Consider the following 24,450-nt stretch of genomic DNA (forward strand, 5'->3'; position numbering starts at 1 on the left):
GCAGGTCGGCGTGTTAATGCATCAGCGAACAACGAGAAAAATCGGGAGATCTCGCTCATGCATATCTTGCAGCCGGCCGAATGGAAGAAACCCCGTGGCTTTTCCCATGGCGTCGTGGTTGAGGGGCCGGGCCGGTGGGTGGTTCTGGCCGGCCAAACCGGTGGCGACGAGGCCGGCAACTACGCGCCCGACATGGCCGCGCAGGTCGCGACTGCGCTGAAGCGGATCATCAAGCTCTTGGGCGAGGCCGGCGCGGGCCCCGAGCACATCGTCCGTCTGACCTGGTACCTGACCAGCCGCAGCGAATATGAAGCGGCCGCTGCTGGCATTGGCGCAGCATGGAAGGAAACGCTCGGACGCAATTTCCCGCCCTCGACGCTGCTTTGTATTGGCGGTCTCGTGGATGAGCGGGCCAAGGTCGAGATCGAGGTCACGGCGTTCGTGCCGAATGCATAAAAAAAACCCGGCGAGGTCGCCGGGTCGATGGTCTTGAACGTGATCTGGCTCAGCGCGTCATCGCGATGTTGGCGCCGCGGAATTGGCTGTCGGCGCGCATCGTGACGGTCTGCTTGTTGCCGCTCGTTCTCAGCGCGATGTTGGCGTTGAAGCCGGCGGCCGAGGCGACCACCTCGAAGTTTCCGCCACCACCGCGGCCCTCGAGCGAGCCGGAGATGTTGCGGCTGGCTTCGGCCCAGCTGCCGGTGACGGCGCTGCCTTCGGCACGGACATTGGCGGAGAGGTGAAACTTGTATGCGTCGCTGGCACAGGTCAGCGACATCTCCATGGTCGGGCCGATCGGGGCGTACTTGGCCCGGCAGCGGATTCGCTCGGTCGAGCCGTCGTCGAGGACGACAGTACCGCCGCCGCTCCAGGTGCCTGCCATCGGCGCAAACGGGCCTGACTGAGCTTTGCTTTCGGTGTGGGCGATGCCCGCTGCAAACAAAACGGCGGCCGCGATCAGCAGCCGCCGGCTTCCAGCGCGAGACTCAGTTGGCTTATTGGCGCGATGCTTCCCACCGCCCGCTGCACGGTATGCCTGCAGATGCTCCATTCCACTTCCCCGATCCGGCGTTGCCGTTGAGTTGACCGTTGGCATATGCACCATTGATCGAAACTTTCACAAGTCCCCCGCTGCCGATGGTGCCGGAAACGTTAGCGCCGGGTGCGGTGATCTTGCCATCGGCAACCGTCAGCATGGAGCTAGCGGTCGGTTCGCACGAACCGCTCTTGGTCACGATGGTGACCTGCCAGTTGCCATCATAGGGGTTCTGGGCAAAGGCGGGGGCAGCGAGGGTGCCGGCGAAAACTGAGGCGGCACAAAACACCGCAATGCGACCAAAACGCATGAATTCGTCCTCGAATGTGTCCGATATGCTGACGCTTATTCGGGCGAAATGTGACCGAAATTTGTTGCAATGCCAAAGGCAAAATTGTTCCTGTGGGAACAATGGTTTATTTGCGCTCTTGGTGCCAATTTCCGAAGTGGAATCAAGGTCGCTTCACGTTAAGAGTAAACGTAAGGGCGACTCAGGAAAGGCTTCGGTCAGGAAAGGCTTGGCGCGGAGGTCGCGAACTGCTCGTCCTGAACTTTGGCGGGCAGCGCCTTGTGCACCTTGATGTAGTCGATCACATCGGCGAGCAGCTTGAGCCCGAGGGGCGCCAGCGCACGCTCCCAAAGCTCCCGTGCGGTCTCGCCTTTCTTGACGAAGCACCAGTCCTGGGCGGCGATCGCGCCTGCGTCCATGCGGTCGGCGAGATGGTAGATGGTCCCGCCGGCGATCGGGTCGCCTTCCTTGATGGTCCATTCCACCGCGGCCTTGCCGCGATGGCGTGGCAGCAGTGAGGGGTGATAGCCGATCCCGCCGAACTTGGCGGAGGCGAGCGCGTCCTTGCCGATTCGGGCGTGGCTGTGCGCCGTGATGATCAGATCGGTATCCGGGGCAATCTCGGACGCCACCACCAGTTTCGGATTGGCCTGGACCACGACCTCGATGCCGGCAGCCCTGGCAGTCGCGGCGAGGCGATCTTCGGCATCGGCCACGACGACCCGGACGACCGCGACGCTGTGCTCCCGCAACATGTTGAGGGTGGTCACGCCGAAATGGCGGGAGCCGACGAGGGTAATGCGCATATGTGTCCGATCCGTCTCGCAACTGCGTCATCCTCCCGATAACACGTTCGTATGCCCTGTCACCACCCGCGCGGCATTTGCGTGGGTTATCAACAATGCGCTGGGCGCTGGCTGCGACGAACTCTGGGATTGCGCAGTCGATCGCTCAGCTGATCGCCGGCGGCCTTTGCGCCCATGCATCGCGAAATCATCGGGCGGTAACACGATCTCAACCAGCTTCGTGTATCGACGAATCTGTCGCGGATTTGTATTGCGTACCGCGACACGAAGACGTCCGCCGGCGTGGGCGCGCCGCCGCGCCTTTTCGCCGGGATGGATCTCATGCCGAGTGCAATCGAGCAGATCGTGGACGCCTATGTGCGTCTGAAGAACCGCCGTGGACTCGATGAGCTGATGATGCACAGGCAGCGGCTCGCGGTCGATCTGAAGAGCCGGTCCGGCTATGATTTCAGCCTGCCGATCGGCAAGATCGACGAGGAGATCGCGATCATCGAGGCAGGGCTCAGCCGGCTCAACGCGGAGAATTCCACGGCAATCTAGAGGTCTGCGTCGTTGCGGGGGATCTGAGGCCGATGCATGGTCTTGGTCCGCGCCCGGTTCATGCATGGTTGGGGGCGGCAGTGTCTCAATCGTCGGGTCGTTCCGTGGGACACCATCCTGAGGCTTTGTCCCTGCGATTTGGAGGAGTCGAGCGTCTATCGCTCAGTCGCGCCGGCCGCCGTCAATCACCGTGAACAGCGGTCGCGCCGGAGTCGGCTCGACCAGCAGCTCCTCCACCAGTGCGGTTGCCGCATCGACATATTTGCGGGTCGGCCTGTCGAGAGGGCGCTTGGCCTCGTCGTCGAGCGCGACCTTTGCGGCCTCGACCAGCTTGCGCATGCGTGCCGCATGGTCGTCGCCCGCCGTCAGCGTCGCTCGCGCCAGCGAGCGCAGCACGAACAGCTCGCCCTCGAGGCGGAGCAGACGGTCGTTGAGCCTGGTCAGGACGGCGTTGAGATCGGCCATGGGTTCGACGCGGAGGATCCATCCTGATCTAAAGCGCAATGAGATTTGGATGAATCGTCATCGCGCTTTAGCTTGTTGTTTACGCATGATCTTTCCGGAAAACCGCTTCGCACTTTTCCGGATCATGCTTTAGCGGCGATCGGTGAACGGAGTCCAAACGGCGCCGGTGCAATTCGGCCGATCCTGCGAACGCCGTGGACGGCTTACCACTCGACGCCCGCCCAGCGCCTCCCGAACACAGGCGGCCTCGTCTTCACGGCTTGCCAGCCGAAGAAATGATGCTTGCCGGACCAGGCGTGCACCACGCCGCTACAGATGCCGCATTTGAAGCTGCCGGTGTGGGCCTCGCTGTGCTCCTCTCTGGTCGCGGTGTAGTTCATGCCGCAACCCGCACAGGTGAACTGTTCGATCGTCCAGATGCTGTTGGCCATTGCCCAGAATGTGTTTCGGTGGTCTCGATCCACAGTAGTCAGCAGCGTTTGCAGCAGCGTAAACTGGCGCGGGGAAATCCGGTTAATGGGCATTAGCCAAGCCCGGGTTGGAGGGGAGGCCATCCGCCGCCCATCCATATCAGCCGCCTCGAGCGCTTCGAATGTCCCGGTCGATGAGCATCTGCACCCGTCTGATGGCGAGCAGCGACAGCCTGCCTTGCACTCGCCCCGAGCGGACCTTGTCCCTGATCGCATAGGTATAGCGCCAAAAGCCGGGCGCGGCGTTTGGCCTCAGAGAGTAACGGATGCCGCGGTGCGTCCCTGCGCGTGCAAGAGGCTCTTCGGGAGGGCGCGTCATCGTCTCGGAATGCGGAATGGCCCGATCTGTTCCCAATCGGGAGCATGGGCAGTTCCAGTCGCCTTGACGCAGGATGCGTTGCTGGCATAACGGCAGGGCCTCGCAAGCGCCGGAAGTTGCGTTCATGCCGCAAGGAAAGCTGTGCCCGTGAAAAACCTCCGTCAGCTCCTGACGGGAGAGGACGTCATCCAGCTCGTGATCCGGCTCGGCCTGCTCGCCCTGCTGATCATCTGGACCTTCCTGATCATCCGCCCGTTCGTACCGATCCTGGCCTGGAGCGGCGTGCTGGCGGTCGCGTTCTATCCGGCGTTCAGCTGGGTTGCCAAGATCCTCGGCGGCCGGCCCAAGACCGCAGCGGCGATCCTGACCCTGATTACGCTCGGCATCGTCATTGGTCCGGCGACCTGGCTCGGCATCAGCGCGGTGGACGGCGTGCGCGAGCTGGCGCACCAGCTCGGCACCGGCGACCTCGTGCTCCAGTCGGCGCCGGAGCAGCTCAAGGCGTGGCCGCTCGTCGGCCCCTGGCTCTACGATCTCTGGGACCAAGCTTACAACAACGTTCGGGCGGTCGTGCGCGAGGTGGCGCCGTATCTCCAGCCGCTGGCAGGCCCGCTGCTCTCGCTCGCGGGCGATGCCGGCGTGGGCACGCTTCAGTTTCTCGTCTCCGTGTTCGTGGCCGGCTTCCTGTTTCCGCATGGGCCGCGGCTGGTCGCCGCCGGCCGCAGCTTCCTGTTTCGCATCGTGCCGGAGCAGAGCGAGCATTTCCTATCGCTTGCGGGCGCGACCATCCGCGCCGTGGCGCAGGGCGTGATCGGCGTCGCGATCGTGCAGGCGCTGCTCGCCGGCATTGGCTTCAAGCTCGCCTCTGTGCCGAGCGCGGGCCTTCTCGCCTTCATCGTGCTGTTGCTCTCGATCGTACAGATCGGTGCTTTCCTCGTGCTGCTGCCGGTGATCATCTGGATCTGGACCGCCAAGGACGTCACCACGGCGCTGCTCCTCACCGTGTTTCTCGTCATCGTCGGCTTCATCGACACCATGTTGAAGCCGCTGGTCATGGGACGCGGCCTGACCACCCCGACCATCGTGATTTTCGTCGGCGTGATCGGCGGCACGCTCGCCCACGGCATCGTCGGCCTGTTCATCGGCCCGATCGTCCTGTCGGTGGCCTGGGAAATGATGATGGCCTGGATCAGGACCGAGGACCGGGCGGAGGCGGGCAAGGGCTGATCTCGCCCCCGAACGGCGCGGTCTGCCGGCCGTGCCACGCCAGGCCCCCGATGGCTGGCGTCCTGTGATCAAGGTGTGCCGCGAACTTGTCTGTTCCACTAGACAAGTTACGATTGGCTCGATTCTAGTTTTCGATGACGGCAGCAATGGCGAAGTCTTCCAAGCTGGTTGCCGTCAGGCGCGGCAAGGTATTGTTGGTCAGACGCCGGTCGGACGGCCGGTGGATGTTCCCGGGCGGCCGCAAGCGTGCGCGCGAGTCGGAGAAAGACTGCTTGCGGCGGGAGATCAAGGAGGAATTGCCCAAACTGAAGCTCGGCAGGATCAGCCTTTGGAAGGAAGTCAAGGCGAGGAACAAGCGCTCCGGCCGCAAGATGAGCGACGCGATCTTCCTCACCAAGTCTGCGAAGGGCAGGCTGGCGATCGGAGACAAGAAGGAGATCGATCGCGCCGCCTGGCAGAAGCCCCGCGGCATCCGCCTGACGCCGACCTCGCGCTACATCCGCGATCGCCTGTTCCCGAGGAAGCGACGGCGGAGCTGAGCTAATCCTCGCGTTCCGCCGATCGCGTCCGCCCAGCGAATGACCTCGACCGCGTCGCGAGCGGCTCCAGAGCCGCGAGCCTGACAGCCTCGGCCTCCCGCATCTCCTTGCGGACCTTGCGCGCATCGCGCATCGCCCGCTGGATGAAGGGATGTTGGGAGTCCTCGGTGAAGAACAGCACCACTTCGCAACTCGGACATTGCCTGGAATAGCCGTCCTGCAACCGCCCGGCGCGATCGCGAAACACGTTCTTGCACCGCGTGCACTGAATCTGGACCGAACTCATGCGCGGACAACAATGACTTTGAAAATGGATCGTCAACTGATCCGAAATATCTGAAGAAAGCTTGAATGCATTTGCGGCCGGACGCCGGCAGAACGCGCGCGGCCAACGGCAGAAGACCGGTTGGAACAGTCAGCCAGCCGCTATTGCCTGGCCACCATCGCGTCCAGGCAATGGTTGAGGAAGGCGGTGCGATCCCTGGGCAGTATCTTCTCGAGGTCCGCCTTCAGCGCGCATTCACGCTGGCGCAACTGCTCGGCCCGGCGCTTCTCGGCTGCCTCGCGATATTCGGGAGCAACCTTGTTGGGATCGACCAGCGTTTGTGCATGGGCGGGAGCCGTCGCAAGCAGCGCGATGGCGCCGATGAAAATGAATGGTTTCAAATGAGCCTCCGTCAAACGAGGTATCCTAGCGTGCCGCTTGCGCAAGCCCAAACCGGAAAGCGTGAGGTACCCCGTTCCCGATAGGTCGCGCCGGTGGACTTTCTGCCGGACCGCTTGGAACGACTCTGCGCGTCGCGCGTAGATTCTTGGCTCCCGGCCCATCCCCAACCCCAAAAGCCCCCGGGCCGCGAGAAAACCTTCCCCATAAAGGTTGGCGACCTCAGGCCTTCGCACTGAGGTCGTTTGGCGTACGCGTGTGAACCAGTTCACAAGCGCGCGGCGAAACCTCTGCTATGGAGACGTCATTGCTTAACCGCTTCATTTTAAACGAACGCCCCAGCGTGGCTCCAAGCGCTGGGGCTTTTTCGTGCCGGCTACTGCCGGGATCGCGATGGCGTCCCCGGACGTTGCCTGCGAGGGATGCGTTCGCGGGGCAAATCCCATATGCATGGCGGCGAGCTGCCGATTCGAGATGAAGGCGGCTCGCATTCAGTTTGCGACGGTTCAAGACCAGAAGCGGGTTCAAGTGAGGCTTTCCAAAAAGGCAGGGGTGGCCAAGAAGGCGCCAAAGAAGGGCAAAGGATCGCAGCGCGCCACGATCTCATCTTCGTCGCCCCTCGGCATGATGGCCCTTCATCTGCTTGCACAATGGAAGCAGTCTGGACGCAGTGGCATCGTCTTTCTCGCCGAGAGCGAGAACAGGGCGGAGCGGCTGGGCAGCGTGATTCACGCGCTCGACCCGTCCTGCGAGGTGCTGGTGTTTCCGCGATTGAACACGCTGCCGTTCGATCAGCTGGAGCCGTCGCACGAGCTCGCGGGGCGCAGAGCTTCCGTGCTGAGGCGCCTCGCAAGATCCAAGAAACCCCTGTTTCTGGTGTCGACCGCGGAAGCGGTGATGGAGCGCCTGCCGCCGCCGGCGAGCCTGTCGCGCCTGAGCCTGAGCTTGAAGGTGGGCGGCACGTTCTCCGAGCGGGACCTCGAGACTCGCCTCGCGGCTCTGGGATACGATCTCGACGACGAACCGGATTATCCAGGCGGAGCGCTGTTCCACGGTCAGACCTTCGAGATATTTCCCGCGGGCGCACTGGGGCCGTTCCGGATCGAGCATTCGCAGCATGCGATCAGACGGATCGTGGCGTTCGACCCGCATGAGCACAGGATCATCTTCGAGACCAGGGAGCTGCTCGTCGATCCCATGTCGGAGCGGCTCGGCCTTGCCGGCAAAGGCGGCAAGCGCGCGAGCCTGTTCGATTATTGCGCGGGTGCCAAATGGATCGCCGATGCAAGCGTCCCCTCGCACGCCGACGGATGGCTCGACACGATCGAGGAGGCCGCGCCGCGCAGCGAGCGCCAGCGCGAATATCTCGGGCGGAGCGATTGGAAACGGCTCTCCAAGGGCATGAAGATGCTGCCGCGGACGGCGTCGTTCCAGCCCGTTCCGGAATTTTCGAAGCTGACGTCCTCCAGGAAGGCGCTGCGGGCCTTCGTCGAGGAGACACGCCGGGCCGGAGCGCGACTGATCCTCATCGCCGCGCACGAGGACGATCTGCGCGTGATGGAGCGGATGAGCGGCATCAAGACGCCGCGCTGCGAGGACTGGGACGAGGCGACGCGCGGGCGGAACGGCGAGACGGCGCTGCTGGCCGATCTCGATGCAGGCTTCGTCTTGCCAGGAAAGAAGCCTGTGGTCGTGGTGACGGCGTCCGACGTGCTCGGCAGCCGCGCCCATCATCCGCAACCGATGGCGCGCGCCTGGAGCGCGGCCTTCGACCATGCCGACGTGCCCGAGCAGGGTACGGTGGTCGTCCATCTCCAGCGCGGCCTTGCCGTGCTCGACGGCTTGCAGACCGTCAACACCGGCGGCGGCGCCATGCGCGAGATGATCCGCCTGAAGTTCGCGGGCGAAAACGCGGTTCTGGTGCCGCCGCCCGATCTCGCCTTGATGTGGCCTTACGCGACCGAGCTCGGCAAGCTGGCGCTCGACAAGGCGGACGGCAGCACATGGTGGGCGCGTCGTACCGAAGCCGAGCGCGAGATCCAGATCGCCGGCAAGGTGCTCGCCAAGCACATCAGCCAACGCCGCCGGCGGCGCGGCGAAAAGCTGGTGCCGCCGGGATCGACCTACGAGAAGTTCGTCGCGCGCTTCCCTTACTTCACGACGATCGACCAGGCCAAGGCGATCAACGACGTGCTGGACGATCTTGCATCCGGTCATCCGATGGACCGGGTGATCTGCGGCGACGTCGGTTTTGGCAAGACCGAGGTCGCGCTGCGGGCCGCGGCCGCGGTGGTGCTGTCGGGCAAGCAGGTGGCGATCGCGGTGCCGACGACGGTGTTGGCACGGCAGCATGTCGCGACGTTCCAGAAGCGCTTCGCGCCGTTCAGCATCGAGGTGGGCAACCTGTCGCGTGCGACCTCGGGCGCGGAGCTGCGGGAGACCAAGGAGGGACTGCGCCGCGGCCGGATCAAGGTCGTGATCGGCACCCAGGCGCTTACGGGGAAGGACGTGAAGTTCGACGATCTCGGTCTCGTCATCATCGACGAGGAGCAGCATTTTGGCGCGGCGGAGAAAGCAAAGCTCGCCGGCCTCGCCAAGAACGTCCATGTGCTGATGATGAGCGCGACGCCGATCCCGCGGACGCTGGCCGCCGGCCTTGCCGGCTTCCGCGATCTCAGCGTGATCGCTTCGCCGCCAGTGCACCGGCTTCCGGTCGCAACCCGGATCGCGCCGCTGTCGGATGCGGCCATTGCCTCCGCGCTGCTGCGCGAGCAACGCCGCCACGGCCAGAGCTTTTTGATCTGTCCGCGCATCCAGGATCTCGATCCCATGCTGGCGCGGGTGCGAGCGGTGGCGCCTGACCTGCGCATCGTCTGTCTGCACGGCAAACTGCCCGCCGACGAGATCGACGATCGCATGATGAGCTTCGTCGAAGGCGATGCCGACGTCCTGCTCGCGACCAACATCGTCGAGAGCGGCCTCGACATTCCCCGCGCCAACACCATCGTGGTGTGCTGGCCGGAAAAGTTCGGCCTTGCCCAGCTGCACCAGCTGCGCGGACGCGTCGGCCGCGGCGGCATCCGCGCCTTCGCCCATCTCTTGACCGAGACGGAGTCCGGACAGTCCGAGAAGCGGCTCGCCGTGCTCGAGGAGTTCAGCCGGCCGGGCGCCGGCTTTGCCATCAGCGAGCGCGACCTCGATCTCAGGGGCGCAGGCGACCTGTTCTCGGAGCAGCAATCGGGCCATGTCCAGGTGTTCGGGCCCGTGCTCTACAGCCACCTCCTGAAAATGGCTTCGGAGAAGGCCGATGAGGAGCGCGCCGCGGTGTGGGTGCCCGACCTGAACCTGCCGGTCGGGGACATGCTCCCCGAGAGCTACGTGCAGTCCGAGCCCGTGCGGCTCGAGCTCTATGCGCGCGCCGCACGATGCAGCAGCGAGGATGATCTCGACGATCTCGAGGAGGAAACCTCCCGCCGCTTCGGACCTTTGCCGAAGATCGCGCGCGACTTCTTCGCTGCGGCGAAGCTCAGGATCGAGTGCAAGCGACGCGGCATCATCCGGCTCGATGTCGGGCCTGAGGCCGCGGCTGCAACGTTCCTGCCGGGGCGCTTGCGGAAGTCGCGGGGCAAGTCACTGCAACGCGACGGCGATCGCGTCGTTCATCACAGCCCGATGCGCGATGCGCCATTCGAGCGGGTGGAGGAGTTGTTCGAGCTGCTGGATGAGGGGTGAGGGCGCCCGCGCCTTGGCGTCCTCCTTCGACAGCAGCCTGACGTCATCGCCAGCGCGGATCGCGCATCCGAGGTCGCTCACCGGCCGGGCCTTTTCAATTGCCAATTCGTGGCGGGAACCCTGTTCCACCGTTATAGTTAATGGGGGCTTGGCGCAGGAGATTGTCCGATGTCCCATGCCATTCCTCCGGTCATTGTCGCGATTATCGCAAGCTCATGTTTGTTGGTCCTGGCGCAAGCAGGCGGCGCAAATGCCGGGTCCGCAGGGGCGGGCATGGGAACGGGGCCGAATACCGCTGGCGGGTCGGCACCTTCTGGAATGGGGACGAGTGCAGGCAATGCGGCTCCCTCAGCGCCCCCGGGGATGGGGACGAAAGATACCGGCACCGGCGGAAATCCGGGCACCAACAGCGAACCGGCCAATCCGAACGTTCAGCCCGCCACGCCCGCGAGGTCGCGGGCGGCAGCCCAGGCCGCGAGAAATGCCGGGGCTGGTCACGCCCAAAATGGCCTGCCCATCGGCGCCATTGGGAGCGGCACGAGCAATGAGGATCAACTGGCCACTGGCTCAACGTCCTCCCAAGACAGATTCCGGCCGGCGACACAGGCTCAAGGAAACACCGGTGCTGGTTCACACGGTCTGTCGGGGAGAGGCTCGAGTCTTTCGGATCAGATCAGTCACCGGCGAGCCGCACGAGCTGGAGACAAGGTGCTGGATGCCAAAGCGCAGGTCGAGCGACGAACGAATGTGTCGCCCAGACGCGGTTCGAGCCCGATAAAGCCAGGTCTATAGTCTGCGAGCGAAGGGCAAAGGATCGGCAATGGATCGTCGCGCTCAACCACAGCCCGATGCGGGAGGCGTGGTTGGAGCGTGTGGAGGAGTTGTTCGAGCTGCTGGATGAGGGGTAGGACGCATCAAAAATGCGAGAACAACCCCATGCACAGTAGCTAAGTGCTTCTGCCATAATGTCTTCTGCATCGCGCAAAAGGTGGTCGCGATCGCTGCACCGGGCCGACACAGCTGTCGGTCTGTGATCAGGATGGGCCCAACGGCGCATGCCGCATTCTCTGGCCCCGGAGTTCCAGCACACAGCAATTGCACACCGTCGGGCAAAACCGGGTATTCTGCCAGCTTCGGAAAATCCGTTTCGAGGCGTGCGCAGGCCGGGGCGACTGCACCCATCAGGGTAGCTTCCCGGCTGTCTTCGTCCCTGCATCGCATCGACCCCGTAATCGGCCGGGGTCGCTGAGCCGTCGGCCAGCAGCGTCGCTAACGTGAAATTAATCCGAAATGCTCACAATTTTAGGCAGTTGGAGTTGGGTGCTGCGTACAAGGACTCGTCGCGAGGACGTTCCAGGGGCGGCTTCCTGTTGCTCGCTCACTGGGGTCAATGCACGTGACCACGACCTTCGAAACGCAAAGCTTCGCCGAAGAACTCGACGCGGTAGCACTTGCTGCCGCCGCAGCAGCGCACGAGCCCCCGGCCCTGGAGGCTCCAGCACCGATCAAGCGCTACAGGCGGAAATCGGTCTTGGCACTCTCGGTATGTGCCCTGGCCATCAACGGCGCCGCGGCCATCTATACGTTGCCGCCCGATTTGCCGCCGCTGAATGTCAGCAGCCTGGCTGAGCTGCTTCCACGCCGCGAAGCGCCCGCGCCGAAGCCGGATCCGGTTGTCGCCGCCTTGAAGGAGATCCAGTCGGCCCAGCAGCAACACACGGCATCGCTGCAGGAGAACAATCAGGCCTTGCAGCAAAATGCAGCTCTGATGCAGCAGGATTCGATGGTGCTGCTGTCCCTGCGACAGAGCATCACGGACGAGCGGGTCGATGTGAAGAAGATATCTTCGCAGCTGTCCACGCTGATCGCGAAGGTCGACTCGCTGCAAAACGCAATGATGTCGGACGTCACGTCCTCCATTCGACGAGCGAATGCCCGCTATGGATTGTCCGCGGCAATGCGGAAGCGCTTGGCTCGGGAGTCCAAGCCCGTAGGGCCCATTTCGGTCGGCGGAGCCCCGCTGAGTGTGCCGGCTGCGACGTCAGCTCCGGAGAGCTGAGGCGCGGGCTCGGCTGCCTCTCCACCAGTGAGGCAGGCTAATCGCATTTGAACCTTCATCGGAAGTCGTGATGCCCGGGCTCGTCGCGCCTGCGCGGCCGAAGCCGTTTCGGCGAGGCGAAGGCCTGGCCATCCACGTTCTTGTGCTGCATGGCAAGGCGCGGATGACCGGGACAAGCCCGGCCATGACGATGTGGAGACTATCCTGCCCAAGCGGCGGCTGTCTCGCTCCGGCAAGCATTTTGAGGCGCGAGCAGGGCGCGGCAGAGTGTGCTCTTGAACCGCATCTCCCCAAGATCGACTCGTTGTCTCCGATCCAGAACACAAAATTGCTGCCGTCTGAATCGCATGCGTGAATGCGAAAGCGACATCTTCGTCAGCGACGAACCGCTTCATAGCGCCTCGCGATAACTATCGATCCGTTTCATCTCGGATTGCTGATCGACGTTCTGGCGGGCTTAGAAGAATACTGACCCACCTACTGAACGCGCAGTGTCCGCGCGGTGGCGTTGCAAGCTTGCAAGTACAAATGCGTCCGCAAGGCGCGCTCCACGGGGACTGTCCGGGAGGACCACGCTGCTCCACGACGCCTACCCCAGCGGAATGCTGTCGACGCGCAGACAGGGGCGGCACTGGAAGGCGTGTACCGCGGGCAGATCGAGGATGGCGGGAAGCGTGGCCAGGAACGTCATCGGCCGTCTGCACTTGCAGCAGATCAGAACGGGCGGCCCGTCTTGCGCTGTACCGATCATCGCCAAAGTGCCCAGGGGGTAGGGCACACTACGCGGATGCTGCGGGCAGTTCATCTCGGGGGGACTACGGTGCTCTATCGGAATCTGCCGCTCTTTTGCGACGAAGGGGGTTGAGGATTGGCAGGAAAACCGATCGGATCGCGGCCGCGCTGCAATGTCACCCTAATCAAGAGCGTCAATTGTTGGGCCTTAACCTCCAGCCGTAGTCCTGATGTGAAATCGCGGCGGTGATGTCGGCCTCTTTGTCCGCTGAGAGGCGCCAGGCTGCCACTCCGAAGCACAAGGTCAAGACCAGGGCTGTCGCAAGCAGAAGCATCGAGACGAAATGGCTCACGCGCATCACCCGCAGTTTGAAACTACGAGAGAGCGAACACGAGTTGCCGATTCGGAAAATACAGACGCGCTGACCTAAAGGCCTGATTTCCACATCCGTTCACACAGGACCAAAGGCGCTCACGATCCCGATCGTGATCGGGACCAGCGCGACGATTGTCCATAAGGCTGGCGAGCTGGAGGATAAGCCGGCGAAAAAGATCAGGAGACCGAAGCCGACGAGGGCCGCCGAGATGGCATAGGCGAGTGCTTTTTCCATCATTCGATCCACGAGGAATACGGGATGGATTGCGCCTGTAGGACTCACCGCGGGTCGAAACGTTCCTGTGCTTATATTTGAGCCGCATCTGCGGCTCCGAAAGCTGGAGACACGAAATCAGCTGGCGTCCGCGCTCACCTGGCCCGCTGGATTAGCGGCGGCACGCTTTTAGGCCGACGGGGCAGTCCCGGTCTTCCGCTCAAGCATCGCCATTTCAACATGGTCAGCCAGGACCGTGAGGTGGCACGCAAGCCGGTCGAACACTTCGCGCTTGGCGGGATCTGTTGCCAAATCGCGGATCAGGGCGCATTCAGCGGCATCGTTCCGAAGTTCTCAAGCTGGGCCAGATAATCCTTCATCGGTAACTGGCTCCGTCCCCCGCAAGCGGAACTGTACAACCAATGTCCGAAAGCGAACAGAAGCGATTGCCGATTTTTCCTAGTCTTTCGAGGCTTTGGCCTTTCCCAAAGGCCCAAGCACCTCCAGCGGCCCCGGCCTCCACACCCCAAATGCCCCCACGGTCGGGGCCGTCATTGGCGATAGCCCGACCCATCGATCGTATCCCGTAAAGCTGGCCCTCTAAGCGTTCGCGACATTGGGGTCGGTGAGCCGTTTTGCAGCGCAGGCCGCTGCGACCCCTGGACAGCACTTCCAAGCAGGAACTGTACCCTCGCCAGCGCGTTTTCTCGCTTGCATGGTTTTCCCGGTCGGTCGGGCCTTGGGGGGCGTCAATGGGCACTTGTGATCGCACCGCTGTCCTAAAGCAGCGTGGGGACGAGCTGGCTTTCGGTCGTTCCGAGCTTGAAGATTTGCGCTCCCGCGTGATCGCGGCCGAGCAAATGCAAGAGCGGCAAAGGCTCGACGGCAAACCGGCCGCAGCAATTCGCAGGAGTGCGAAGTCCAAATCGTCATCGGCAAATCCCGATCGGCCAAAGAAGCGCTTGGCGCGGCCGCCGAACGTCGGACAATGACGTCCGGTCAAGAGTAGGCAATTTCGTCGGCGTTCGAGCGTGGCCGAAAGACTCAACTGGGAAGTGTGCCGGCTGCGAGCGCGGCTCCGGAGAGCTGAAGGCGAGACAAGCGAAGCACTCAGAAGATATCCGCGCTAAGCTAGGCCCGCGCGAACGGTCTCCTTCGCCTCGCTCGACGCGAGCCGCCACCGAGGATGCGCATCCGGCCGCCGTCTATTGCCGTTCTTCGTACTTGTTGCAGCGACCATCGCCCAGTTGCACCCGATTGAGTTCCTGAAATGGCGGATCGCAACGCAGGAGCGTGTACGTCCTGTAGGAAGGCGGGGGGACGCGCCAGCAAAGAGTCTGGCCCGCGGGCACCTGGTACGTTTCCCCGCTCGCTATCGTATAGCTGCACGAAGGACTGGGGTCCTTCATCTTCACCTCTGCATTGGCCTGGGTGAGCGAAGCCGCCGCGAGGAGTGCCACCGACAATACACGCATGGTTTCCCTTTCTCCGCACATGTGACCTGCAATGGTGAGTTGGGATGCAGGCGTCGGTACGACAAGACAGCCACCGATGACAAATTTCCAAGAAGCACGATGGTTGCGACGGCCTGACGTGTAACCTTTTGCCGTTGAGGCTGCACGAGCAAGAGCTCAACCCGTACCACTGCTGAGAACATCGTTCTGCCTTCGCGCAACGCTTTGCAGCGCCACCGGAGACGAACATTTGAATTGCATTGCTGCTATCAATCTTAACCTCGACTTAAAGGCTCCATCTGATTGCCTTGGTGTGCGTAAAGCAGGATCATTCCGAACGGTCATACGACGCTGTTCGAGAGAGGAGCCTGCGATGACACTGCAGGATGCTTTGGCGGTCTACGTGTATGCTTGGATGAGGGACAAATCTCTCGACGAGGCCCACGAGCAGGTCGTCGACGCGGCGGTGAGGGTCATCGAACAGCAGGCGCGGAAAGCACTGGCAGCGCATTCACAGAGCGACGAAACGGAATAGCGCCGCCGTGTGGTCGCCATATCCGGCGGTGTTGTCGTGCGCAGGGCGGCTCCGCGCCCATCGCTCGCAATCCGGTCCGTCGTTCCAGTGCTTCTGCCGACGGTATGGCCGATCACGATGCTCCACGCAGGATCAGCAGCCTGCATCGTCCGGATGCGGCTCGATTAAGCATTAAGACAATAAGCCAAATTAAATAAATTAAATACTGGACGTGATTTAAATTTGGATTAGAATGAGAATCACTTGGCGCCGGACGAACGCGTCAAGGACCTCCTAGAAGCGGCCCCATTATCCCGCCCTGCTTGCAGCCAAGGATGTAAGGCCGCTTCTAGGGCAAAGTGTGAGGCAAATCATGCACCTGTCACTAGGTGATTTGTGTCTCATCTCCGCAGCAACGGGTGCGCTCCTACTGATTGAGATCGGCGTTCTGATCATCGTGGGTTTGATCTGAGCCAATGAAGAAGAGCGTAGGGACGTTCTGCGGGACAGCTGCATATCAGTTTTCTTTGTAAGCGTGTTCGGCCTCGACGGCGCGGAGCAGGGCGGCAAGGCTGGGATATTCCACGCCATTGCGGACGTAGCGGTTGATGTGCTCGACATAGCTGGCCGATCCGTCGGGCTTGCCGCGCCAGCTGAACAGCAGCACGGCACTGTTGTGCTGGCGCAGTACGTGGCCGGCGCCATTACCGAAATGCTTGCTCATGGCGTGCCGCTTCATGGCCGCACCTCCAACTTCGCCAGCTCCGGCTCGTCCCATTTCCGGAAAGCATCCCGAAGGGAGACGTTCCTATGGTGAGGCGTAATGCCGAGTGCAAGGAAGCTACGGGCAGGACTGCCGAGCTGAGTGGCATATATCTCGGAGCGCTGCGCACGCGCGTAATCGATTTGCCAACACGGTGCCCACATAGAGCTTTTTCAGTGGGCTTGCGATCTAAACTAACTCATTGATCCGGCTTGGTGAGCGCGCTGGGGCTCGAACCCAGGACCCCGTGATTAAAAGTCACGTGCTCTACCGGCTGAGCTACGCGCTCCCATGGCCGCTGATGGCTTTGACGAGATCGCCATCGTGTTCGGACATTCGAGAAGCATGTCTTGCCGCTGCGCTTCAAGTTTGCGTCGCGGGGAAAACCGGCCGTTTCCGGATCATGCTTTCGGTCCGGGCTGTGTAGGGGGATGGGACGCTGAGGTCAATACCGGGCGTGGTTGCCGAAAGTCTTGGCAGGGACGAAGATTTGCTCGCGGAATCGTTGGCTTAAGCCGGGATTCTCAACCTGATTGGCGGGCCGTCATCCACGCCGAACAGCGAGGATGGACAAGCCGCCCGTCACGTCGGCTCCCGCCGCACCTCGCTCGGCACGGGTTGTGGCGTGCCGACGGGGGTCGGCAGGGCGACCGGGCGTAGGCCGATCAGCTCGGCAGTGCGGATGGCGCTGTCGCGCCAGAACTGGAACGAGTTGATCCGGCTGAGCTCGAGGATGGCGATCGCGACCGCGGCGAGGAACGGCAGGCTTTGCAGCACCAGCACGCCGGCGAAGATGTAGATCTCGGTGATCTGGCGGAAGCTGTTGGAGGCGATCAGCACGCCGGCACCGACCACCAGCAGGGTGCCGATCACGGCCTCCCAGAACGCCTGGAACTCGATCGACATCCTGGACAGGCCGCCTTTGGAGGTACGGGCGAAGGCGATGTGCTCGGTGATCAGGCCCTGCGCCACCGCGCGCGACACCGTCCACTGCACGCTCATCGCCGCGATCATGGCGCCCAGCATCTGGCCGGGCTTGATCGCGACGCGGGCGCGGTACATCGACAGGAAGTGGGCCAGCGAGACGATGAAGGCGCCGATGATCGGCAGCGTCAGGATCTTGTCGGGGATGGCGATGTCGGCAAAGGCGACGATCGGCACCCAGACGAGGTTGAGCAGCGCCACGACGACGCCGAGGCTTTCGGCGCCCAGCCAGTTGAGCCAGCCCAAGCCATATTCTCGCTTCTGGTCGGGCGTCAGCCGACTCGAACCGGGCAGGAAACGGCGCCAGTGCTTCTTGACGATCTGGAGGCCGCCATAGGCCCAGCGGTGCCGCTGCTTCTTGAAGGCCTCGTAGGTGTCGGGCAACAGGCCCGCCCCGTAGCGGGTGTTGGTGTAGTGGGTGGTCCAGCCGAGCTCCTGGATCGCAAGGCCGAGATCGGAATCCTCGCAGATCGTGTCCGACGACCAGCCGCCGGCCATGTCCATCGCGGCGCGGCGGATCAGGCACATGGTGCCGTGCACGATGATGGCGTTGGCCTCGTTGCGCTGGACCATGCCGATGTCGAAGAAGCCGGCATATTCGCCGTTCATGATGTAGTGCATGATCGACAGATCGCCGTCGCGATGCTCCTGCGGCGCCTGCACGAGGCCGACGCGCGGGTCGGCGAATGCCGGCACGAGGTCGTTCAGCCAGTCGGGCTCGACGACATAGTCGGCATCGAGGATGCCGATGATCTCGGCATCCGCCGCGGTCCGATCCATCGCAATGCGCAGCGCGCCGGCCTTGAAACCCTGCACCTTCTCGGCGTTGATGAACTTGAAGCGTTCACCGAGCGCACGGCAATGGTCCTGGATCGGCTGCCAGAAGGCGGGATCCGGCGTGTTGTTGATGATGACCACGCATTCGTAGTTCGGATAGTTCAGCCGCGACAGCGCATCCAGCGTCTGCTTGAGCATGTCGACCGGCTCGAAATAAGCGGGGATGTGGATCGAGACTTTGGGATAGTAATTCTCCGGCACGTTCTCGACCGGCTTGCCCTTGGAGAGCAGCCGCTGCGGCGGCCGGCCGAAGGCGACGGCCGCGATCTCGTCGATGCGCGCCATCGCAATGAGAACAAGGGGAACAAGGAGGATCATGCCGAGCGTCAGCGCGAAGGCCGAGCCGAAGATGAAGTAATGGCTGTTCCAGAACGCGAACACGGTCGCCGCCCAGGCACCGACGCCGTTGGCGGTCGCCGAGAGCAGGAAGGCCTGCTTCGCGGTCGCTTTTTCGATCCGCAGGATCGGCAGTGACAGCAGGACGCCGACCAACAGCGCGATGCCCATCAGCTTCCAATAGTCGGGGTTTTCCACCGGGCCGGTCCAGGCGAATTTCGGCTCGCGGCTGGCATTGAGGATGCCCCAGTAGGGGCCGACGCCGCCTTCGAAGAACTTCCAGGGCTGATCGATGGCTTCGACGATGTTGTATTCCATGCCGATGGCTTCGGCGCGGGTGACGAAGTTGCGCAGGATCAGCGCCTGCTGGAACGGGCCCGGATCGGCGTTACGCAAATTGTAGCCCTGGCTCGGCCAGCCGAACTCGGCGATCACGATGCGCTTGCCCGGGAAAAGGTTGCGCAGGAGGTTGTAGCGGTCGACGGCCTGGTCGACCGCCTGGTCCGAACGGAAGTTTTCCCAGTAGGGCAGAACGTGCGCGGCGATGAAATCGACGTTGGAGGCAAGGTCCGGATTGTCGCGCCAGATATTCCAGATCTCGCCGGTGGTGACGGGCACGCGGACCGAGCCCTTCACCTTCTTGATCATGTCGATGAGGTCTTCGACCTTCTGCTCGCCGCGGTAGATCACCTCGTTGCCGACCACGACGCCGACGACGTTGCTGTTCTTGCGGGCGAGCTCGATGGCGGCCTTGATCTCGCGCTCGTTGCGATCCTTGTCCTTGTCGATCCAGGCGCCGACGGTGACCTTGAGGCCGAACTCGGCGGCGATCGGCGGCACCAGTTCCACGCCGCCCGTGGACGAATACAGGCGGATCGCGCGCGTCATGGTCGACAGCGTCTTCAGGTCGGCGCGGATTTTCTCGACGGTCGGAATGTTGTCGATGTCGGGGTGGGCCGAGCCTTCGAACGGTGCGTAGGACACACTGGGCAGGAGGCCCTTGAAGTCGGGCGCGGGTTTCTGGTCGCGCAGGACTCCCCACAGACCAGCGTGAAGCGCGGACACAAGCAACAGAACGGCGGCGACAACGCGCATCGCGGCTAGACCAAAAGGGGCTGAGGTGGCAGGGAAGCGGATCCGACCCCGAGATCCGACCGTGTCCCCGGCAAAGGGAGCATACCTCTGCCGCGCGGTTTCACAACTGTCATGGCCTCATGTCCTTATGAGGGCATGGTCTTTTCGAACGACGCGCGGCAGTGCCAACCGCGTCTATGGCTGATCGTTCCTGAACGGCAGGTGAAACGACCCTCGCCTATTTCTGCGGCGCCGGCGTCGGACTTGCTGCAGGCGAGGGGCTCGCGGCCGGCTGCGGTGCCGGCGAATTGCCGGCTGCCGGTGCCGCCGGCTGAGAGGCCGTGGCCGCCGCCTGCTGCGGCTGGGCGGCCGGATTGATCCAGCACGCGTGCACGCGGCTGTCCAGCGTTTCGGCGACCTTGGGGTCGATCTGCCCGCCGAATCGGGTCAGGCAGCGGAACGCGGCCTGGATGTGGCCGCCCGGGCAGCCGAAACGGTCGTAGAGGTCGAGATGGCGAAACGCGGTGTCGAGATCATCCCGCCACATCAGCCGCACCACGCGCCGGCCGAGCCAGACGCATTCGGGGTTGCCGGCCGGGCCGTTGATGACCTGGGCCGCTTCGGCGAATTCGTCGGTGCGGCGCTGGTTCTGGGCGGCATCCTTGGCGGCGGCGTCGGCGGGCTGGGCAGCCGCCTTGCCCTGGTCAGGGGTCGGTGTGCCGCTCTGGGCGGAGACGCCGCCAAGACCGGCGAGAAGGAGAAGGGAGGAGACGGCCAAGGTGGCGGCGAACTGCCGCAGGACCGCATTTCGTGACTCGAACACCCGTTGCCGCATGAATTCCCCAATGTATCCGCTGGCCGTCCGCATCAGGATCCCGCGGACGCGCCGGTGATGGCGTCCAAATGGGTCTCCAATGCGGCGGAAAAGTCTTTGCGAGTCCATGACCTGTATTTCGAATTTTGTCCAGCAAAGTCACAATCCTAGAGCACGGTCGAACGGCCGCAGCCAGATTCCTTTTTGGGGGAGGGGCGGATCCGCAGAGTGGATCGGCATTTGGACCACCCCCTTGGCAGATGGCGTGCGAGCAGGTAATCGACGGACCCTTCGCGGAGGACGGAACCGATTTCTCTTCGTACGCCACTGGCGCTTCTGCTCGTTTCGTTGGGTGCGATCGCTGCCGTGTGGTGGTGGCTTGCCACGCCGATCACACTCGCGCGCGCCCCGATCGACCCCGCCGACAAGGTCCAATGCGTCTCCTACGCGCCGTTCCGCGGCGAGCAGTCGCCGCTGGACGCATGGACTCATATCGAAGCCGACCAGATCGAGCAGGACCTGCGCCAGCTCAAGCAAATCACCGACTGCGTTCGCACCTATTCGATGGAGAACGGGCTCGATCAGGTTCCGGCGATCGCCGCCAAAGTCGGCGGGTTGAAAGTGCTCCAGGGCATCTGGCTCTCCAGCAACCGCACCAAGAATTTCGAACAGGCCGGGCTCGCCATTCGCCTCACCAAGCAATTCCCCGACGTCATCACCGCGGTCATCGTCGGCAACGAGGTGCTGCTGCGCGGTGAAATGACGACGGCGGATCTCGTCTCGATCATCCGCCTGGTGAAGACGCAGGTCAGCGTGCCCGTGACCTATGCCGACGTCTGGGAATACTGGCTGAGGAATCGCGAGGTCTCCGACGCCGTCGACTTCGTCACCATCCACATCCTGCCTTATTGGGAGGATTTCCCCGTGAGGGCGAAATTCGCCTCCGCCCATGTCGAGGCGATCCGCGAGCGCATGGCGGTGGCGTTCCCCGGCAAGGAGATCCTGATCGGCGAAACCGGCTGGCCGAGCGAGGGCCGCATGCGCGACGGCGCGCTGCCGTCGCGAACCAACCAGGCGCGTGTCGTCTCGGAAATCCTGGGCCTTGCCAAGGCGCAGAAGTTTCGCGTCAATCTGATCGAATCCTACGACCAGCCGTGGAAGCGCAGGCTGGAAGGCACGGTCGGCGGCTATTGGGGCCTGTATGACTCGGTGCGCCGGAGCCTGAAATATCCGCCGGGAGAGCCGATCAGCAATTTCCCGTACTGGAAATGGTACATGGGCGCGGGCATGGGCCTTTCCGCGCTGGTGTTCGCCGTCGCACTGATCACGCTGCGCCGGAGGCCGTGGACGCCACGCTTCTCGTCCTGGCTCGGCGTCGGCATCTCGGCGACGACTGCCGGCATCCTGCTCGGGATCGGCGCGGACAAGATGTATTACGAGAGCTACGGGATCGGCGGCTGGCTGCTCTGGGGCGCGCTGTTGCTTGCCGGCATCCTGTCGCCGATCTTCTGTGCGCAGGCGATGGTGATCGGCCGCAGCCTTCCGACCTTCCTCGATCTGCTCGGCCCGCGCGAGGGCCGGAAATGGTCGAAGCTCACCGCGGTACTCGGCCTCACGCTCGCGGCGACGGCGGTGATCGCGGCAGCGACCGCGCTCGGCTTCGTGTTCGACCCGCGCTACAAGGATTTTCCCTACGCTTCGCTGACGATGGCGGTGGTGCCGTTCGCGCTTTTGATGCTGAACCGGCCGCAGATCGGCCAGCGTCCGATCGCGGAAGCCGCGTTCGCGGGCGTGCTGGCGTTGTCGGCCGCGTATGTGCTGGTCAACGAAGGCCGTGACAATTGGCAGTCGCTGTGGACCTGCGCGATCTATCTCTTGTTCGCTCTCACGCTGTGGCGGGCGCGGGCCGAGCAAATCCAAGAATGAAGAGGCCGATCGCCAGGCCCGACAGCACGACATTGTAGAGCACGATGCCGAGACCGGCGGCGACGACGCCGACGGTGAGCAGAACGATCGACGGTCGCATCAGGTTCAGCGTCGCCACCACCAGCGCGACGATCCCGAACACCGAATTCTTGAACAGGACGGTCGCAACCGAACGCCCCTTGCAGATCAGCGTCTGAAGGCCGGCGTCGCAGGCAAGCGCGACCTGCGACAGCTCGATCGCGAGATAGCGCAGATAAAGCGCATAGCCGACGGAGACGAAGCCGACGACGATCAGGAACTGCACCTGGTAGGGCGTGAGGCGGAAGGGCTTTTTGGTCATGGCGGCAATATGGTCGGGATGGCGCGGGCAGGCAACAGGGCAGGCCGAAGTTTCTGTTCGACGCGCGGGCTACAATCCCTTTGACCGATCATCTTGCGGCGCGCGCCATGCGCTCAGACAGGGCAACGGCGCCGACCAGGTCGGCGCCGTCCGGCGGATGCCGCGAGAACAGCTGCCGTTGCGATGATGAATGTCTTCACCTGTGTCTCCCTTGGTCATGGAGGCGGGCACGAGCGATTTCGCATGTCGGCCGCTTCGGTTCACGACCGGGACAACTTGGCAATCGGCGGCTGGTTTCCATGACGGACTGAGATCTGAGTCCGCCTGCGCGCGCGACAGGATACCGTCATCCAGCGTGCGTTCAGGTGGAAGCGGAGTCCATCCTAGCGCCTGAAGAACGACGACAGCGTCGATCCTGTGGATGCTGACGACGCCTCCGGTTTCGCCGGCGCCGGCGCAGGCTGCGCCGCGGGAGCGGGCGCGGGCTCCTCGTGCTTCGAGCGTTTTGAGGAATAGCTGCGGCGGCGCTGCGGCTTCTCGGGCTTTGCGCTCGGCGGGGGCGCGGTTTCGGCTTGCGGGACCGCGTCCTGGTTCTTCTCCGAACTCTTCTCTTGAACCCTGTCTTGAGTTTTCTCTTGCGCTTTTTCTTGCCCTTTTTCTTGCGCTTTTTCTTGCGCTTTGTCCTGACCGCCACGCATCGACAGGCGCTGGCCGTCGAATATGGTGGTCTCGCAGTGGCGGTCGCTCTCGGCGAGGCCGGCGCAGAATTTTGCCGCGACGGCGGCGTTGACCAGGGGGCCGGCCCCCAAGCGGAGCTGCATGCCGAGGCCGGTGGTGCCTTCCTTGATCATGATGATCGGCCGCAGCGCGGCGATCTCGGGATTGGACTTGGTCAGGCTGCGCCAGAGCGCGCGCAGGCCGTCGATCGAGTTGGCGCCGCCGAGATCGATCGCAAAGCGCGTCTGCTGAACCGCGATCGCTGCGGATTCGCTCTCGGCTGCGTCGGGCGGCTTGGTTGCCGCCGCGACGACCTCAGCCGCGCCGGACGCCGGCTCGGCCTTCTTCTCAGCGGGCTTTTCAGCTGCCTCGGGTTGAACCAGTTTCGATGCGGCCGGATCCGGCGGCGCCATGAGCGACTTGGACGGCACCAGGGGAATGGTCGGCAGCGCGGAGTTCATTGCCGGCGTCTGTTGCACGAGCGAGGCGGCGGCCGCGGTCTGCGGCGGTGGGCTCGCCGGCTCTTTCAACGTTTGCGTCGCAGTGTCCTTCTGAGAATCCTTGGCGGCTTCGGTGCGCGGCTTCTCGCCCGCCGGCGTCGGGGTCGAGGCGACCGGCGCGACGCTGGGTGCTGGCGCTGCGTCCTGCGGCTTCAGGCCCAGCGGCGTGGCGGTTTGCTTGGCAATGGCGCCGGTGACGGAATCGAGCCCTTGCTCGAGGACGGTGACGCGCGAATACAGGCGGTCGCGGTCGCTGTTCAACGTCTCGATGGCGGCGGCGAGTCGGCGCGCCTCGTTCTGGCTCTCCTTCGTCAGCATCTGGAGCCGGTCGGCCTGGTGCGCGAGATCGACGGACGCAACCTGGTCGCGTCGCCAGCCGAGCTGGGCCTGGTTGGCCATCACGGCAAGGACGACGGCGCCCACGGCCGCCACGCCCCACGAGCCCAGCCGCCACATCATACGCCGGTCGAGCGCGTTTTCCTCGGCCAGAAGTCCGGAGAACAGCCCGCCGGTCTCCTTGGTGCCGAAGGCATCCGCCAGTGGGTCGGAATCCTTTGCCATGAATATTAAGCGCCCAGCCCTGTCCGGCTTCCCCGAATCAATCAGGGAACATTAACAGGAAAAGCGCGCCGCACTTGAATTCCGGGCGTTTGCGGGGGTAGCAAGGCGATAGCTTCTGAGGGCCTCGCTGCCCGTCGCGCCGAATTGATTCGGCACTATCTG

Annotated in this window: 22 protein-coding genes and 1 tRNA gene; 9 read left to right on the plus strand and 14 right to left on the minus strand. The window is 63.5% G+C overall.

Features of this window, described 5'->3' with window-relative positions; all coding sequences use genetic code 11:
• Positions 1 to 57: 57 nt before the first annotated feature.
• Positions 58 to 456, plus strand: a complete 399-nt coding sequence (locus BRAD3257_RS19685) for a RidA family protein (RefSeq protein WP_122403182.1) — start codon at positions 58 to 60, stop codon at positions 454 to 456.
• A 49-nt stretch (positions 457 to 505) separates the two neighbouring features.
• On the opposite strand, the gene BRAD3257_RS19690 is transcribed toward BRAD3257_RS19685, so the two are convergent.
• The 3 genes from BRAD3257_RS19690 to BRAD3257_RS19700 all read right to left on the minus strand — a co-directional run bounded on the left by BRAD3257_RS19690 (position 506) and on the right by BRAD3257_RS19700 (position 2,131).
• Positions 506 to 1,051 carry a hypothetical protein gene (locus BRAD3257_RS19690; RefSeq protein WP_162500270.1) on the minus strand — a complete coding sequence of 182 codons (546 nt, stop codon included), beginning with the start codon at positions 1,049 to 1,051 and terminating at the stop codon, positions 506 to 508.
• Complete coding sequence (locus BRAD3257_RS19695; protein ID WP_122406662.1) at positions 996 to 1,346, minus strand: hypothetical protein; 351 nt, start codon at positions 1,344 to 1,346, stop codon at positions 996 to 998. Before BRAD3257_RS19695 ends, BRAD3257_RS19690 begins: the two co-directional genes overlap by 56 nt.
• 197 nt (positions 1,347 to 1,543) lie before the next feature.
• Complete coding sequence (locus BRAD3257_RS19700; protein WP_122403184.1) at positions 1,544 to 2,131, minus strand: formyltransferase family protein; 588 nt, start codon at positions 2,129 to 2,131, stop codon at positions 1,544 to 1,546.
• Positions 2,132 to 2,452: 321 nt separating this feature from the next.
• On the opposite strand from BRAD3257_RS19700, the gene BRAD3257_RS19705 reads away from it, so the two are divergent.
• Entirely contained in the window at positions 2,453 to 2,671 is a 219-nt protein-coding gene (locus tag BRAD3257_RS19705) for a hypothetical protein (RefSeq protein WP_122406663.1), read from the plus strand.
• A gap of 162 nt (positions 2,672 to 2,833) precedes the next feature.
• Here the strand turns inward: BRAD3257_RS19705 and BRAD3257_RS19710 are convergent, their stop codons facing one another.
• Positions 2,834 to 3,136, minus strand: coding sequence for a hypothetical protein (locus tag BRAD3257_RS19710; RefSeq protein ID WP_122403185.1), 303 nt, complete (start codon positions 3,134 to 3,136; stop codon positions 2,834 to 2,836).
• A gap of 203 nt (positions 3,137 to 3,339) precedes the next feature.
• Entirely contained in the window at positions 3,340 to 3,567 is a 228-nt protein-coding gene (locus tag BRAD3257_RS19715) for a hypothetical protein (protein ID WP_122403186.1), read from the minus strand.
• Between the two features lie 505 nt (positions 3,568 to 4,072).
• Here BRAD3257_RS19715 and BRAD3257_RS19725 point away from each other — a divergent pair.
• Positions 4,073 to 5,152: an AI-2E family transporter gene (locus tag BRAD3257_RS19725; RefSeq protein ID WP_376707313.1), complete on the plus strand. Its 1,080-nt coding sequence runs from the start codon at positions 4,073 to 4,075 to the stop codon at positions 5,150 to 5,152.
• Between the two features lie 146 nt (positions 5,153 to 5,298).
• Entirely contained in the window at positions 5,299 to 5,691 is a 393-nt protein-coding gene (locus tag BRAD3257_RS19730; RefSeq protein ID WP_122403189.1) for an NUDIX hydrolase, read from the plus strand.
• A gap of 1 nt (position 5,692) precedes the next feature.
• Here the strand turns inward: BRAD3257_RS19730 and BRAD3257_RS19735 are convergent, their stop codons facing one another.
• Positions 5,693 to 5,938 carry a hypothetical protein gene (locus BRAD3257_RS19735; protein ID WP_347338431.1) on the minus strand — a complete coding sequence of 82 codons (246 nt, stop codon included), beginning with the start codon at positions 5,936 to 5,938 and terminating at the stop codon, positions 5,693 to 5,695.
• Between the two features lie 179 nt (positions 5,939 to 6,117).
• Positions 6,118 to 6,357, minus strand: a complete 240-nt coding sequence (locus BRAD3257_RS19740) for a hypothetical protein (RefSeq protein ID WP_122403191.1) — start codon at positions 6,355 to 6,357, stop codon at positions 6,118 to 6,120.
• A 622-nt stretch (positions 6,358 to 6,979) separates the two neighbouring features.
• Here BRAD3257_RS19740 and BRAD3257_RS19745 point away from each other — a divergent pair.
• The 3 genes from BRAD3257_RS19745 to BRAD3257_RS40070 all read left to right on the plus strand — a co-directional run bounded on the left by BRAD3257_RS19745 (position 6,980) and on the right by BRAD3257_RS40070 (position 12,501).
• Complete coding sequence (locus tag BRAD3257_RS19745; protein ID WP_162500597.1) at positions 6,980 to 10,087, plus strand: DEAD/DEAH box helicase; 3,108 nt, start codon at positions 6,980 to 6,982, stop codon at positions 10,085 to 10,087.
• A 1,390-nt stretch (positions 10,088 to 11,477) separates the two neighbouring features.
• Complete coding sequence (locus BRAD3257_RS19755) at positions 11,478 to 12,146, plus strand: hypothetical protein (RefSeq protein ID WP_162500271.1); 669 nt, start codon at positions 11,478 to 11,480, stop codon at positions 12,144 to 12,146.
• A 70-nt stretch (positions 12,147 to 12,216) separates the two neighbouring features.
• Complete coding sequence (locus tag BRAD3257_RS40070; RefSeq protein WP_162500035.1) at positions 12,217 to 12,501, plus strand: hypothetical protein; 285 nt, start codon at positions 12,217 to 12,219, stop codon at positions 12,499 to 12,501.
• An 829-nt stretch (positions 12,502 to 13,330) separates the two neighbouring features.
• On the opposite strand, the gene BRAD3257_RS40345 is transcribed toward BRAD3257_RS40070, so the two are convergent.
• On the minus strand, positions 13,331 to 13,489 hold the full coding sequence (locus BRAD3257_RS40345; RefSeq protein ID WP_164936882.1) for a hypothetical protein: 159 nt from the start codon (positions 13,487 to 13,489) through the stop codon (positions 13,331 to 13,333).
• 1,806 nt (positions 13,490 to 15,295) lie between these two features.
• Here BRAD3257_RS40345 and BRAD3257_RS39740 point away from each other — a divergent pair.
• Positions 15,296 to 15,457 carry a hypothetical protein gene (locus tag BRAD3257_RS39740; protein WP_160118827.1) on the plus strand — a complete coding sequence of 54 codons (162 nt, stop codon included), beginning with the start codon at positions 15,296 to 15,298 and terminating at the stop codon, positions 15,455 to 15,457.
• A gap of 496 nt (positions 15,458 to 15,953) precedes the next feature.
• Here BRAD3257_RS39740 and BRAD3257_RS19770 read toward each other — a convergent pair whose 3' ends face one another.
• The 4 genes from BRAD3257_RS19770 to BRAD3257_RS19785 all read right to left on the minus strand — a co-directional run bounded on the left by BRAD3257_RS19770 (position 15,954) and on the right by BRAD3257_RS19785 (position 20,265).
• Positions 15,954 to 16,175, minus strand: a complete 222-nt coding sequence (locus BRAD3257_RS19770) for a hypothetical protein (protein ID WP_122403197.1) — start codon at positions 16,173 to 16,175, stop codon at positions 15,954 to 15,956.
• Between the two features lie 237 nt (positions 16,176 to 16,412).
• A tRNA-Lys gene (locus BRAD3257_RS19775) sits at positions 16,413 to 16,488 on the minus strand.
• A 293-nt stretch (positions 16,489 to 16,781) separates the two neighbouring features.
• Positions 16,782 to 19,451 (minus strand): glycosyltransferase, encoded by a 2,670-nt coding sequence (locus BRAD3257_RS19780; protein ID WP_122403198.1) that lies wholly within the window; start codon positions 19,449 to 19,451, stop codon positions 16,782 to 16,784.
• Between the two features lie 217 nt (positions 19,452 to 19,668).
• Positions 19,669 to 20,265, minus strand: a complete 597-nt coding sequence (locus BRAD3257_RS19785; RefSeq protein WP_122406664.1) for a beta-1-3, beta-1-6-glucan biosynthesis protein — start codon at positions 20,263 to 20,265, stop codon at positions 19,669 to 19,671.
• A 345-nt stretch (positions 20,266 to 20,610) separates the two neighbouring features.
• Between BRAD3257_RS19785 and BRAD3257_RS19790 the strand changes: the two genes are divergently transcribed.
• On the plus strand, positions 20,611 to 22,170 hold the full coding sequence (locus BRAD3257_RS19790; RefSeq protein ID WP_122403199.1) for a glycoside hydrolase family 17 protein: 1,560 nt from the start codon (positions 20,611 to 20,613) through the stop codon (positions 22,168 to 22,170).
• On the opposite strand, the gene BRAD3257_RS19795 is transcribed toward BRAD3257_RS19790, so the two are convergent.
• Positions 22,130 to 22,510: a hypothetical protein gene (locus BRAD3257_RS19795; protein ID WP_122403200.1), complete on the minus strand. Its 381-nt coding sequence runs from the start codon at positions 22,508 to 22,510 to the stop codon at positions 22,130 to 22,132. The two genes, BRAD3257_RS19790 and BRAD3257_RS19795, sit on opposite strands and share 41 nt — an antisense overlap.
• Before the next feature lie 383 nt (positions 22,511 to 22,893).
• Positions 22,894 to 24,288, minus strand: a complete 1,395-nt coding sequence (locus BRAD3257_RS19800; RefSeq protein ID WP_122403201.1) for a hypothetical protein — start codon at positions 24,286 to 24,288, stop codon at positions 22,894 to 22,896.
• Positions 24,289 to 24,450 lie beyond the last annotated feature (162 nt).

It is taken from the genome of Bradyrhizobium vignae (assembly GCF_900324035.1).
GTDB lineage: Bacteria > Pseudomonadota > Alphaproteobacteria > Rhizobiales > Xanthobacteraceae > Bradyrhizobium > Bradyrhizobium vignae.

Bases quoted from the DNA above. Each gene is read 5' to 3' on its own strand.
- BRAD3257_RS19685 (WP_122403182.1), top strand. From the start codon at position 58: ATGCATATCTTGCAGCCGGCCGAATGGAAGAAACCCCGTGGCTTTTCC.
- BRAD3257_RS19690 (WP_162500270.1), bottom strand. From the start codon at position 1,051: ATGGAGCATCTGCAGGCATACCGTGCAGCGGGCGGTGGGAAGCATCGC.
- BRAD3257_RS19695 (WP_122406662.1), bottom strand. From the start codon at position 1,346: ATGCGTTTTGGTCGCATTGCGGTGTTTTGTGCCGCCTCAGTTTTCGCC.
- BRAD3257_RS19700 (WP_122403184.1), bottom strand. From the start codon at position 2,131: ATGCGCATTACCCTCGTCGGCTCCCGCCATTTCGGCGTGACCACCCTC.
- BRAD3257_RS19705 (WP_122406663.1), top strand. From the start codon at position 2,453: ATGCCGAGTGCAATCGAGCAGATCGTGGACGCCTATGTGCGTCTGAAG.
- BRAD3257_RS19710 (WP_122403185.1), bottom strand. From the start codon at position 3,136: ATGGCCGATCTCAACGCCGTCCTGACCAGGCTCAACGACCGTCTGCTC.
- BRAD3257_RS19715 (WP_122403186.1), bottom strand. From the start codon at position 3,567: ATGGCCAACAGCATCTGGACGATCGAACAGTTCACCTGTGCGGGTTGC.
- BRAD3257_RS19730 (WP_122403189.1), top strand. From the start codon at position 5,299: ATGGCGAAGTCTTCCAAGCTGGTTGCCGTCAGGCGCGGCAAGGTATTG.
- BRAD3257_RS19745 (WP_162500597.1), top strand. From the start codon at position 6,980: ATGATGGCCCTTCATCTGCTTGCACAATGGAAGCAGTCTGGACGCAGT.
- BRAD3257_RS19755 (WP_162500271.1), top strand. From the start codon at position 11,478: ATGCACGTGACCACGACCTTCGAAACGCAAAGCTTCGCCGAAGAACTC.
- BRAD3257_RS40070 (WP_162500035.1), top strand. From the start codon at position 12,217: ATGCCCGGGCTCGTCGCGCCTGCGCGGCCGAAGCCGTTTCGGCGAGGC.
- BRAD3257_RS40345 (WP_164936882.1), bottom strand. From the start codon at position 13,489: ATGGAAAAAGCACTCGCCTATGCCATCTCGGCGGCCCTCGTCGGCTTC.
- BRAD3257_RS39740 (WP_160118827.1), top strand. From the start codon at position 15,296: ATGACACTGCAGGATGCTTTGGCGGTCTACGTGTATGCTTGGATGAGG.
- BRAD3257_RS19770 (WP_122403197.1), bottom strand. From the start codon at position 16,175: ATGAAGCGGCACGCCATGAGCAAGCATTTCGGTAATGGCGCCGGCCAC.
- BRAD3257_RS19780 (WP_122403198.1), bottom strand. From the start codon at position 19,451: ATGCGCGTTGTCGCCGCCGTTCTGTTGCTTGTGTCCGCGCTTCACGCT.
- BRAD3257_RS19785 (WP_122406664.1), bottom strand. From the start codon at position 20,265: ATGCGGCAACGGGTGTTCGAGTCACGAAATGCGGTCCTGCGGCAGTTC.
- BRAD3257_RS19795 (WP_122403200.1), bottom strand. From the start codon at position 22,510: ATGACCAAAAAGCCCTTCCGCCTCACGCCCTACCAGGTGCAGTTCCTG.
- BRAD3257_RS19800 (WP_122403201.1), bottom strand. From the start codon at position 24,288: ATGGCAAAGGATTCCGACCCACTGGCGGATGCCTTCGGCACCAAGGAG.